At 48.0% G+C, this 11,885-nt stretch carries 12 protein-coding genes and 2 riboswitches; of the genes, 2 read left to right on the top strand and 10 right to left on the bottom strand.

All coding sequences use genetic code 11. The features are described from left to right. Positions 1 to 55: 55 nt before the first annotated feature. Positions 56 to 170: riboswitch (SAM riboswitch) on the bottom strand. 197 nt (positions 171 to 367) lie between these two features. After that, positions 368 to 470, top strand: a riboswitch (SAM riboswitch). 97 nt (positions 471 to 567) lie between these two features. After that, a complete protein-coding gene (locus ACXAJH_RS02020; protein ID WP_474968458.1) occupies positions 568 to 1,476 on the top strand; it encodes a sulfite exporter TauE/SafE family protein in 909 nt (302 codons plus the stop codon). Between the two features lie 204 nt (positions 1,477 to 1,680). On the opposite strand, the gene ACXAJH_RS02015 is transcribed toward ACXAJH_RS02020, so the two are convergent. After that, on the bottom strand, positions 1,681 to 3,345 hold the full coding sequence (locus ACXAJH_RS02015; protein ID WP_474992967.1) for a DAK2 domain-containing protein: 1,665 nt from the start codon (positions 3,343 to 3,345) through the stop codon (positions 1,681 to 1,683). 31 nt (positions 3,346 to 3,376) lie between these two features. After that, positions 3,377 to 3,739 (bottom strand): Asp23/Gls24 family envelope stress response protein, encoded by a 363-nt coding sequence (locus ACXAJH_RS02010; protein WP_160835556.1) that lies wholly within the window; start codon positions 3,737 to 3,739, stop codon positions 3,377 to 3,379. 240 nt (positions 3,740 to 3,979) lie between these two features. Here ACXAJH_RS02010 and rpmB point away from each other — a divergent pair, with 240 nt between their 5' ends. Next, a complete protein-coding gene (gene rpmB / locus ACXAJH_RS02005) occupies positions 3,980 to 4,168 on the top strand; it encodes a 50S ribosomal protein L28 (RefSeq protein ID WP_027954154.1) in 189 nt (62 codons plus the stop codon). A 165-nt stretch (positions 4,169 to 4,333) separates the two neighbouring features. On the opposite strand, the gene spoVM is transcribed toward rpmB, so the two are convergent. The 8 genes from spoVM to fmt form a co-directional block, all read right to left on the bottom strand. Next, entirely contained in the window at positions 4,334 to 4,414 is an 81-nt protein-coding gene (gene spoVM, locus ACXAJH_RS02000) for a stage V sporulation protein SpoVM (protein ID WP_035531293.1), read from the bottom strand. A gap of 24 nt (positions 4,415 to 4,438) precedes the next feature. Continuing rightward, the gene (locus ACXAJH_RS01995) at positions 4,439 to 5,113 is read right to left on the bottom strand and encodes a thiamine diphosphokinase (RefSeq protein WP_474968456.1); all 675 of its coding nucleotides are present in this window, start codon (positions 5,111 to 5,113) and stop codon (positions 4,439 to 4,441) included. 105 nt (positions 5,114 to 5,218) lie between these two features. Further along, positions 5,219 to 5,869 carry a ribulose-phosphate 3-epimerase gene (gene rpe, locus ACXAJH_RS01990; RefSeq protein ID WP_474968455.1) on the bottom strand — a complete coding sequence of 217 codons (651 nt, stop codon included), beginning with the start codon at positions 5,867 to 5,869 and terminating at the stop codon, positions 5,219 to 5,221. 3 nt (positions 5,870 to 5,872) lie between these two features. Next, a complete protein-coding gene (gene rsgA, locus ACXAJH_RS01985) occupies positions 5,873 to 6,754 on the bottom strand; it encodes a ribosome small subunit-dependent GTPase A (RefSeq protein ID WP_474971492.1) in 882 nt (293 codons plus the stop codon). Positions 6,755 to 6,766: 12 nt separating this feature from the next. After that, entirely contained in the window at positions 6,767 to 8,761 is a 1,995-nt protein-coding gene (gene pknB, locus ACXAJH_RS01980) for a Stk1 family PASTA domain-containing Ser/Thr kinase (RefSeq protein ID WP_474970386.1), read from the bottom strand. Continuing rightward, positions 8,761 to 9,522: a Stp1/IreP family PP2C-type Ser/Thr phosphatase gene (locus ACXAJH_RS01975; RefSeq protein ID WP_474968453.1), complete on the bottom strand. Its 762-nt coding sequence runs from the start codon at positions 9,520 to 9,522 to the stop codon at positions 8,761 to 8,763. The genes pknB and ACXAJH_RS01975 overlap by 1 nt, the downstream gene beginning before the upstream one ends. A gap of 76 nt (positions 9,523 to 9,598) precedes the next feature. Beyond that, on the bottom strand, positions 9,599 to 10,945 hold the full coding sequence (gene rsmB, locus ACXAJH_RS01970; protein ID WP_474991869.1) for a 16S rRNA (cytosine(967)-C(5))-methyltransferase RsmB: 1,347 nt from the start codon (positions 10,943 to 10,945) through the stop codon (positions 9,599 to 9,601). Continuing rightward, a complete protein-coding gene (gene fmt, locus ACXAJH_RS01965) occupies positions 10,938 to 11,885 on the bottom strand; it encodes a methionyl-tRNA formyltransferase (protein ID WP_474992965.1) in 948 nt (315 codons plus the stop codon). Before fmt ends, rsmB begins: the two co-directional genes overlap by 8 nt.

The raw sequence follows: 11,885 nt of genomic DNA, 5'->3' as shown, positions 1-11,885 counted from the left end.
CCTTTCTTCTGATGGTAAGAAGAAAGGAGAGTCATTATACATGATTCAACCGTTCTTCTTATCCTTCCAAGTGTTGATCACCTGCTGGAATTGGCACAGCTTCTGTTCATGACGACAGATCCGTTGCCGAGGCTTCCAAGGGCCAGTCCCTCCACCTCTCTCGATAAGAAAAATGTTTCCAGATTTTGTTCAAAAGATTTGATTCAAATATTAGACCCGATTTAAAGATATGTCAACATGCATTTTAAATATTACTAGTTTTCTGTTTATTTTATTGTAAACCATTGACAAATCGTCATCCATGTTTTAGCTTTGAATATATTATTCATGTACTTAGGAATTCCGCTTTCAGCGCGGGCTACATATATCCTTATAAAGAGCCGGGGGAGGAAACTGGTCTGATGATCCCGCAGCAACCTCACATTGGAAAAGGTGCTCATTCCAGCAGACGGTGGTCTGAAAGATAAGGAGAGGAAGCTTGACCTCTTCTGGATGAAGAGGTTTTTTTGTGCCTCTTCATGGTTAAAACCAAGTAATCTTATGTGTTTAATCAAAAGGAGAGGTACGATGAAGAAATTACTTATATTTTCACTGGTTGGATTCTTTGCTCAATTGATGGATGGAGCCCTCGGAATGGGATTTGGTTTAAGCTCCTCCACCATCCTCCTCGCCTATGGAATGGCTCCGGCGGTGGCCTCCGCCTCTATTCATTTGTCCCAGATTGCTACAACGGCAGCTTCCGGGTTTTCCCATTATAAATTCGGCAACGTGGATAAGCGTCTCGTTTTGACTCTTGCTCTCCCCGGAGGGATCAGTGCCTTTGCCGGGGCTGCTCTGCTCAGCTGGATTCCAGGTGAGCTGATCCGTCCGTACATTTCCGTTTTTTTACTAGGGCTTGGCGTTTATGTGGTCATCCGCTTTTTACTGATGAATCGAGTGAAGCCCTTGCATACAGAAAAAAGACCATTTCGACGGCGCTTCTTGTTTCCCTTAGGTTTTCTGGGCGGTTTTCTTGATGCCGTGGGCGGCGGGGGTTGGGGGCCGGTAAATACACCTGTTCTCTTATCCAGCAAAGGAATCCTTCCCAGAAAAGTCATCGGCACCGTAGATACAAGTGAATTCATCGTTACTTTATCTGCTACGGCCGGCTTCCTGATCTTCCTTGGGTGGGAAGAGCTGAGCTGGATGCTTGTGCTCGCCTTTGTGATCGGTGGCGTTATTGCAGCCCCCCTCGCTGCCTGGCTTGTGAAAAAACTCCCCCCTCTCGTGCTTGGGGTAGCGGCGGGTGGATTTATCATTTTGACGAACAGCCGGACCCTGCTCACCTATGCCACATGGAGTGAACAGACCTTAGTTATCATCTACAGCCTGCTTCTTGCCGGATATGCTGCTGCCGTTATCTTCTCAGTTCGAAAATATATTCAACGGCACCGGCACCCGCAGACGGAAACACGGTTAAAAAAAGCGCAGTTCTAATGGAGAACTGCGCTTTCAGCTTATAGAATGACAAGCTTAGAAAACAAACCGCCAAGGCGTTTGTCTAATGGTCGATCAATATCCTCTGTGAAACCATTTCTTTCATCTCCGCTCCTGCATTCAGACCATAGACCATTACAAAAGGCTGCCGGGAAAAATCCCGACAGCCTGCGAACGCTGTTCTAAATCCAGAAGCGCTGCATTTTATTCGATAGAGAAGATATAGCTGTAAATCGGCTGGCCACCATGGTGGATTTCCACCTCTAAATCTTCAAAGGTTTCTTCCACATAAGCTTCCAGTTCAGCCACATCCTTATCGTCCACATCTTCCCCTGTAAGAATAGTAAGGATTTCATCTTCATCCTCATCAATCATCTGGTTCAGCAGTGTTTTCGCTGTTGTGAGGGCGTCTTTATCGGTAGCTGATATCTTCCCGTCGGAAATCCCCATAAAATGACCCTTTTCAATATCAAGTCCGTCAATCTGGGTGTCCCGGACGGCATAGGTAATCTGCCCCGTCTTCACTTCTGACATCAAACTGGTCATTTCTTCTTTGTTCGTATCGAGATCTGCTTCAGGATTGAAACCAAGCATAGCACTCATCCCTTGAGGAATGGTCTTCGTCGGGATGACAGCCACTTCCGCTTCCGCCATCTCTGCAGCCTGTTCTGCTGCCATCACGATGTTTTTGTTATTCGGAAGAATGAACACACGTTCTGCATGCGCTTCTTTAATAGCCTCCGATAAGTCCTGGGTACTAGGATTCATCGTTTGACCACCCTGGATGATTACTGTGGCTCCGAGGCTTTCGAAAAGTTTCTTCATCCCCTCGCCCATACTGACGGTGACAATACCATATGGCGCTTTTTTCTCAGGCACGGCTTTTTCTTTCTTATTACCTACGAGGGACGTATGCTGCTCCCTCATGTTTTCAATCTTCATATTGATCAGGCTTCCATACTTCTGTCCAAGCGTCATAGCTTCACCCGGGTACTCGACATGGACGTGAACTTTGACCAGTTCTTCGTCAGACACGACGAGCAGGGAATCACCGAATTCACTCAGCTGATTACGGAAAGCTTCTTCATCATAAGGATTCTCAGCAAGCTTATCCTCTTCGAATTTCACCATGAACTCCGTACAATAGCCGTAATGGATATCTTCGGTATTCATGAAATCCTGGGCAAGTTTATGGTGTTCGGCGTTTACCATTTCATTCATGGAAACCAATTCTTCAAGATCCGGCATTTCCTCGCCTTTCAAGTTGGCCAGAAATCCTTCATAAATGGTAACGAGTCCCTGGCCCCCGCTGTCGACCACACCGACTTCCTTTAGAACCGGAAGAAGTTCTGGTGTCCGCTTCAAGGAAGCTTTGGCTGCTTTTACGACACCTTCCATGAAAGGAATGAAGTCCTCTTCTTTTTCAGCGATTTCCACAGATGCTTCCGCTGCTTCACGGGCAACAGTTAAGATCGTTCCTTCCACAGGTTTCATCACAGCTTTATAAGCTGTTTTCACACCACCCTGCAGGGCCTCAGAGAAATCCCGGGTCGTTAACACTTCTTTATTCTCAATGGCTTTTGCAAAGCCGCGGAAGACCTGGGAAAGAATTACTCCTGAATTTCCACGCGCACCCATAAGAAGACCTTTGGACAGGGAAGTGGAAACTGCTCCTGCATGGTCCTGGGAAACGTTTCTCACCTCGTCCGCTCCGGAGGTCATGGAAAGATTCATATTTGTTCCTGTATCCCCGTCAGGTACAGGAAATACATTCAGCGCATCGATCATCTGCGAATTCTGCTTTAAATAATGCGCTCCTTGTAAAATCATCTCGGCTAATGTTCTGCCGTCAAGCTTTTGTAACGTCACACTTACTTCCTCCTTTGACTGCAACTGCAACCTATTCGCTTGTCACGCGGACTCCCTGGATGAAAATATTGACAGAGTCAACGGACAATCCGACTGTTTTGTTTAATGTGTATTTTACTTGGGATTGGACGTTATGAGCGACTTCCGATATCTTTGTACCGTAGCTCACAATAATATACATATCAATGTGGAGGCGATCTTCTTCCTGTCTGACAACGACACCCCGGGAAAAGTTCTCTTTACGGAGCATTTCAGCCAGCCCGTCCCGCAGCTGGTTTTTAGAAGCCATGCCGACGATTCCGTAGCACTCTACAGCTGCTCCTCCAGCAATCGTTGAAATAACTTCATTGCTAATCGTTATATGGCCGTATTGGTTGTTCAAATCCACAGACATATAGATCCTCCTTTAGATTCCTCAATTTCTCTCCTAATTATAACACAAGTGAAGGGTGTTGAATTTGTGTTGACTGTTGAAAATAAGCCGGTTATCCCCTAATATACTTTGAAACAATTCAATCTGTCTGTCAAGAAAAAATTCTTGATATAATTGTCCGGAGATTATTGCAAAGCCTACATACATATGATAAAGTTACTAAGTATCTGATGATTTTTGTATGTAACAGGAGGGATTTTCATGGCACGAAGAAGTGTTCTATCTGGTAAAGGTACACGCGCAGGTAACCACCGTTCACACGCGATGAACGCTAATAAACGTAAATTCAAAGCAAATGTTCAAAAAGTACGTATCCTTGTGGATGGCAAGCCTCAGAAAGTTTACGTAACAGCGCGTGAACTTAAATCTGGTAAAGTCCAGCGCGTATAATGACAAGTTGAAAAAAGCACCCGTTCTGCGGGTGCTTTTTTTCTTGCCTTTATATGATTATGGCAGTCCCCGGGACCATCTCCTCCATTCCCAAAGACCACCGAATCGCATCAGGGCCTTCCGGGAGACACTTATTCTCTCCCTTCAGGCACGTATGACCCGGAGCTAATCCTTTTTAAAAGTACTTATGACTGCGCGCACTATCCCCCCGACAAAACGCGGGAGTTTAATGGTGTAAAATTTCAAAAGAGCCCCCTCCTCCTAAGTGAACTAATGCGAACGCCCTTTTCCGTGATCCATTGAGTCTGTACTTCTTATTACTAAGAGTATGCCTGACTCAAATGAAAAAGTACCTGTATCTTCAACGAGCCTGTTGGAGATGCATAAGGTGGACCCGAAGGGCAGATACGCCCGGGAAAGTGGATAATAAAAGCCGTTGAGCGTAAGCTCCTTCACCTCCAGGGTCACAGGAAGAAAAGATAGATAGGGATACTGTGGGTCCTCTTTGATTTTATGCGAACCGGACCCTGCTATTTCCACCTGGTTCTGATGATCCACAATAACCGCCTTCACCCCTTTTTTCATTAACGGATACAACAGCTGAATGTTCGCCTGGGAATGATCCATCCTTCCCCCTGTTACTCCGAGTAATACGATATGCTCGGCTTTCCGGTTCAGTGCCTCATTGATCGCAAGCTCCAAATCTGTCTCATCCTTTTCGTCCGGATAGGTATGTATCTTCCGGGCCTCATCTTTAATCTTCTGATAGGAAGCAGCGCTGACGGAGTCGAAATCGCCGATGGCCACATCAGGGGTTATTCCGGCTTCTACAAGCACTTCTGCTCCCTGATCTGCTCCGATCCATTCTACATCTTCCTCTGCCCATCTTTGGAAGCTGGGAATATAGGCTTTCGGCCCTCCGCCGACTACGATAACTTTTTTCACGTATGCTCACCCTTTCTATAGAAAAAGCCCAAAGGATTCTGACCAATCCTCTGAGCTCTTTCGACTAAGACTCTACATGCAGAGTCACTTGGTTCCCGCTGTGATTTACAACGAGGCGCGGATCCTTTCAATGGCTTGTTTTCTGTCCGATTGATTAAAGACCGCACTGCCTGCCACAAGAACATCAGCACCCGCTTCTGTGCAGAGACGGGCGGTCTTCTCGTTGACACCGCCGTCCACTTCAATTTCATAGGAAAGTCCGGCATCGCTTCTTAATTGAGCCACCTGACTGATTTTATCAAGCACATCAGGAATAAATGCCTGACCGCCAAATCCTGGATTCACAGTCATCAATAGAACAAGATCCACATCCTTAAGAACCGGACGGATCATTTCGACCGGTGTCCCCGGATTGATGACCACGCCCGCTTTCACTCCGAAGCTTTTGATCAGCTGGAGGGTGCGGTGGAGGTGAGGAGAAGCTTCCTGATGGACGGTGATGATATCCGCTCCCGCTTTCGCAAAGGCCTCTATATAGGCGTCCGGGTTCTCAATCATTAAATGGACATCAAGCGGAAGATTGGTGACCGGCCTTACCGCATCAACAATCAAGGGGCCTATGGTTATATTAGGGACAAAATGGCCGTCCATAACATCCACATGAATGTAATCCGCTCCGCCTTGATCCACATCCCGGATCTCTTCAGCCAGTCTTGCAAAATCAGAAGATAAGATGGAAGGTGCAATTTTTGTCATGCCTTAATACCTCGGCTTTCTATTCTGGATTTCCTGCATGAACTGCAGGTAGTGGTCATAGCGGTGCTCTGATATAACGCCGTTATCCACACCGGCTTTCACCGCACATTTAGGCTCTTTATGATGCAGACAGCCTCTGAACTTACAATCATTTTGTACTTCTACGAATTCCGGGAAGCACTCCGGCAGCTGTTCAAGCTGTAAATCCCCGAACTCAAGGGAGCTGAACCCCGGCGTATCGGCTACTAACCCACCGGAAATGTCATACAGCTCCACGTGGCGTGTCGTATGCTTTCCTCTTCCAAGACTTTCAGAGATTTCATCCGTGTCGATGGAAAGACGGGGGTCGATGGAATTCAGCAGCGACGACTTACCGACTCCGGACTGCCCGGCAATCACCGTTGTCCGTCCAGCCAGGTGCGCTTGTATCTCATCCATGGAAGCGGAATCGTTCACAGCCGACAAAATGACCGGGTATCCAACCTTCTCATACTGTGCCTTATACTCCTCCATTGCTTCCACCATAGCGCTGTCCAGCTGATCCATCTTGGAAATCACGATAAACGGCTCGATCCGTTTTGCCTCAACGAGAACGAGAAATCTGTCCAGAAGAAGCGAATTAAAATCAGGATGGATGGCTGATGTAACAATCAACGCTTGGTCGACGTTGGCTATCGGCGGTCTTACAAATTCATTTTTCCGGTCATGAATGGATAAGATGTAGCCCTCTTCATAGTTGTCCGCCTTAAAATCCACCATATCCCCGACGAGAGGGGACACTTTTTTCTTACGGAAGTTTCCGCGCCCACGGCATTGATAAACCTCTCCGTCATGAAGCACGTAATAAAAACCGCTGAGGGACTTTATAATTTTTCCGGTTGCCACTTGATCACCTTCTTAATAAGGAACATTTCCTTCATCGATCACTTCATCACCTCGCTGCACACGGTAAGACGCTTCCCCGCCTTCTTCTATAATCAGTGTTACATCAAAAGAGGTGGTTTCTGTGATGGTTTCTTCCACGACTGGTGTCTCCATATCGTTTTCATAATCATCGACATAAATCAACACCTGCTGTTCTGTTTCTTCCGATTCCTCATTAAACGGAACTTCCAGCGTTACGTTTTCTTCTCTTGGAGGTTTTTCCTCCGGCCCCTTGGATATGGTGATAGTTACCGTTGACCCTTCTTTCACATCGGTGTACGCCTCCGGATCCTGTGTAATCACCTCTCCGGCAGGTACAGTCTCTGAGTAGCTCTCAGCAACTTCAACCTCCAGGCTGCGATCCTTTAAATATTTCTCCGCCTGTTCCTGGGTCATCCTGTCCAGCCGGCCCAGATTAATGGTCGGGGGTCCGGTACTGACGCGGAAAATGACTTCCTCTTCTTCCGGAATTACGCTTGCTCCCGGGTTCGGAGAGAGCTGGGCGACAATTTGACCAGCCGGTTCATCGCTGGAAACAGGAATACGTTCAATCCCTGCGTACCCCTTATCCTGGAGTTCCTTATCGACCTGGTCATATTCTTCACCCACATAATCCGGGAATTCTTCCCGTTCTTTTCCTTTACTCGTATAGATCGTGACTTCTGTTTCTTCCTTCACTGTCCTGCCGGGTTCAGGATCTGTCGTAATAACAAGACCCTCTTCCACTTCATCTGAAAACTGAGATTCACGGCTGACCATCAAGTTCAAATCACTCAGTTCACTGTAGACCTCTTCATATTCCCTTCCGTCAAGGTCTTCAGGAATGGTCACATCGGCAGGCTGAATGATGCCTGGTGTAAAATACAGGGCAGCTCCGCCCCCTAGTATGATCAGAAGCAGGAATGTCAGGATCCATGGCCAGATTTTTCTTTTCTTCTTTTTCTTTTCTTTATCGACCGGCTGCTTTTCCTCTGCCGGCTGCTGATGATGCACTTTTGTATCCTTGACCGGCTGATACTCGCCGGTATGGATGATTGTATGATCTTCTGTGTGATCCCCGTAGGCGTCGTTCGTAATGACGGGGATGGCTTTCGTTTTTTCCTCTTCATCTTCCTCCGGCAGTTCAAAGGGTTTTTCACCCAGTCGGTAAGGTTCAAGTGAGGTCTCTATATCCTGTTCCATTTCCACCACGGTGGGATAACGGTGAAACGGATCTTTCGCCGTTGCTTTCAATACGACATTTTCCACACTCTGCGGCAGATCAGGATGCCATCGTTTCAACGAAGGTGTATCATGCTGCAGGTGCTTAAGGGCTATGGATACAGGAGACTCGCCTGAAAAAGGAAGACGTCCAGTCAGCAGTTCGAAGAAAACAATGCCCATCGAATAAACATCGGATTTCTTCGTCGCCATTCCCCCACGCGCCTGCTCAGGAGACAAATAATGAACAGAACCAAGAACTGAATTTGTCTGAGTCAGAGCGGTCGCACTCAAAGCCATTGCGATTCCAAAATCTGTCACTTTCACATGGCCGTAATGATCAATCAAAATATTCTGCGGCTTGATATCTCTGTGTACAATGCCGTTGTCATGGGCATGGGTGATGGCAGAAGTTACCTGGCGCATAATGTCCACCGCTTCCGAAACATCAACGGGGCTGTTCTGTTGGATATACTGCTTCAGTGTCATGCCGTCAACATATTCCATGACCATATAATATAAATCGTCCTCTTCCCCGACATCATATATATTGACGATGTTCGGATGAGAAAGGCTGGTGGCGGACTGGGCTTCCCGGTGGAAACGCGCAATAAACTCTTCGTCATTTCCGTGTTCCAGCCTTAGTACCTTGATGGCTACGCTTCTGTCCAGGATGGTATCATGAGCTAAATAAACGTTCGCCATCCCTCCGCCGCCAATCATTCTATCGACACGGTAACGGTCATTAAGAAGACGGTCATTGAGCATCAATCCACACCTTCCTTCTCACCTTGGGGTGGGAGATGATGGACAATGGCAAGAGTGATATTGTCTTCTCCGCCCCGCTCATTGGCCCGCTCAACAAGAGAGTGGGCGAAATCGGACCAGTCTCCTTTGTGGTCACTTAAACCACTCAATTCTTCATGACTCACTTTATTGGTCAGACCGTCTGTACAAAGAAGAACCCGGTTATCCGGATCCCACTCCATACTCTGGATATCCGGGAAAAGATCATATTCTGTGCCGAGCGCCTTCAGCAGAACATTTTTGCGAGGATGATGCTCGGCTTGTTCTTCTGTAATCTGTCCGGACCTGACAAGTTCATTGACGAGTGAATGGTCTTCCGTAACGGCTTTGAATCCGTAAGCATTCGCTAAATAACAACGGCTGTCTCCGACGTGGGCAATGGAGACAAACTGGTCCGTGCAGATAGCTGCCACTATTGTCGTCCCCATGCCGGCACATTCTTCATGTTCAGAAGCATAGGTTTTGATTTCATTATTGGCGGAACGGATGGTTTCTTTTATCCACTCTTCAGCACCATTCGGAGTTTGAAACGAACCCGTATGCTCCCATTCCTTATGTAAAACATCAACAGCCATCCGGCTGGCGACATCACCTGCCTGATGCCCTCCCATGCCGTCGGCTGCGACAGCAAGCACCTGACCGGAATGATTTCTGAACACGCCGCCTGCATCCTCATTATGAGCCCTTACTCTGCCTTGATCTGTGAGGTAGTACTCTATCATGGACGTTCACCTGCCTTTTTCAGTTACTGTCATCCATAGAAGGCCGGCTGCTTCCATCAACAGGAAGCAGGTGCCTTTATTTTTTCACCAATCGCGTCAGGAAAAAGCCGTCCGTATCCCACTCATGGGGAAACAGCTGGAGACCGGTTCCGGTCAGGCCTTCCCCTTGACGAAGAGCATCGGGAAGATCGTTGACAAAGGATGGATCCAGTTCATATTCCGGATGTTGATCCAGAAAATGACGGACCGCTTCTTCGTTTTCATGCCGATCCACTGTACATGTGCTGTAGACCAGTTTTCCACCGGATTTCAGGAGCGGTGCCACCTCGTGGAACAAGTCGTCCTGGATACTCCTGAGCTTATAGATATCTTCCTCACTCTTATGGTACTTAATATCCGGTTTGCCTCTCAGTACACCAAGACCTGAACATGGGGCATCAAGCAGGATCCGATCAAAGCTCTCAGACGCATGCAGCGATGTGAGCGTCCGGGAATCCGCCTGGCCGGCCTTGATGGAAGTAAGCTGGAGCTGTTCAGCTTTTTTACTGACGAGCTTTGCCTTCTTTTCATGAAGGTCATAAGCCGTCACGCTTCCTTTATCCTTCATCTTTTCTGCTATGTGCGTGGTTTTGCCTCCTGGTGCGCTGCACGCATCAAGGACAGCCATCCCTTCATCCAGGTCCATCATTTCCGCAACCAGCATGGAACTCTGGTCCTGAATGCTTACCAAGCCTTCTTTAAAGAGCCTGTGGTTTATAATGTTCCCATCTTTTACAACCAGGCCTTGTGTGGAAAATGGACTCTCTTCTACCGAAAACCCTTCCTGTCGCAGCTGGCCGGCTGCCTCGCCGCGGCTGATTCTGAGTGGCTGCACGCGGATGGACATAGGAAGGTGGTGGTTGTTCGCTTCACACATCAACCTCGTCGTTTCCATGCCGTACTGATCCACCCACCTCCGCACAAGCCATTCAGGATGACTGGTTTCAACCGCCAGACGTGTACCATCATTTTCAATGTGATCAAGGCTTTGAACACCTTTTCGCTGTACATTGCGCAGAACGCCGTTCATAAAGGAGGAGATTCCTTTATGTCCGCGTTTTTTCGAAATTTCCACCGCCTCGTGGATGACCGCATGGTCCGGTACCCGTTCAAGGAAGATCATTTGATAGACTGACATGTAAAGCAGCCAGCGTACCCACGGTTTAATTTTCTTCTGACCGGCTGTATAAGGCTGAATATAATAGTCGATCAAGTCTCTGCGCTGCAGAGTTCCGTAAACAATTTCAGTCAATAGTGCCCCGTCCTGACGGGAGAGCTCCTGTTTGGACATTTCTCTGTCGAGCAGGACGTGACTGAAGCCTCCCTGCTCACCGATTCTTGTTAATAGATGGAGCGCGGTTTCTCTTAATACATACTTAGCCATGCTGCTCCCCCAATACGTCGCCCTCGTTTAAAGATTGGCCGGCGCCATTAACGAACGACTGCCCGTCCATTTTTTTCTTCCCTGAAGGCTGAAGGGATACAATTTTCAACGCTTTTCCGTCTCCTGTCTGAACGAGGAAACCGTCCTCCTCGATTTTGACCACTGTTCCCGGGGCTTTGGAAAAGTGTCCGGAAACTTTTTCGGCCCACCAGATTTTCATCGGTTTACCATTCCAGTACGTGAACGCCACCGGCCAGGGATGAAGACCCCGGACGTGGTTGTAGACGTCCTGCTGATCTCTGCTCCAGTCAATCAGCTCCTGTTCACGTTTAATGTTGCCGGCAAATGTGACTTTGGATTCATCCTGAACTTCAGGAGTGATGTTCCCAGCCAGCAATTCAGGCAGGGTGTCAGCCAGAAGATCGGCTCCCGCTGCTGATAATTTATCGTGCAGTGTGCCGACATGATCGGTATCTTCAATCGGAACGACCACTTTGGAAAGCATATCGCCGGCATCCAGTTTTTTCACCATATACATAATAGTGACGCCGGTTTCTTTTTTTCCTTCCAGAATACTATAGTGGATAGGAGCTCCTCCCCGGAATTCGGGCAGCAGCGAGGCATGGACATTGATGCATCCGTATTCCGGAACGTTCAGCAGCGCTTCCGGGAGGATCTGTCCGAAAGCCGCTGTGACGATCAAGTCCGGCTCATAGGCGAGGACATCCTCATATTCATGCTTGATTTTTTCGGGCTGCAGCACCGGAATACCATGGTTCAAGGCTGCTGTTTTCACCGGCGGCGGTGTAAGAACCCTCTTCCTCCCCTTTGGACGGTCCGGCTGGGTCACAGCCACCACCACTTCATATCCCTCTTTCATAATCCGATCAAGAACAGGGACCGCAAAGTCCGGTGTTCCCATAAACGCAATTCGTGTCAT

This window comes from Halobacillus sp. ABD4_316, from assembly GCF_056161385.1.
The sequence above is the reverse complement of the archived record's forward strand: the minus strand, read 5'-3'. Positions and strand labels throughout refer to the sequence as shown.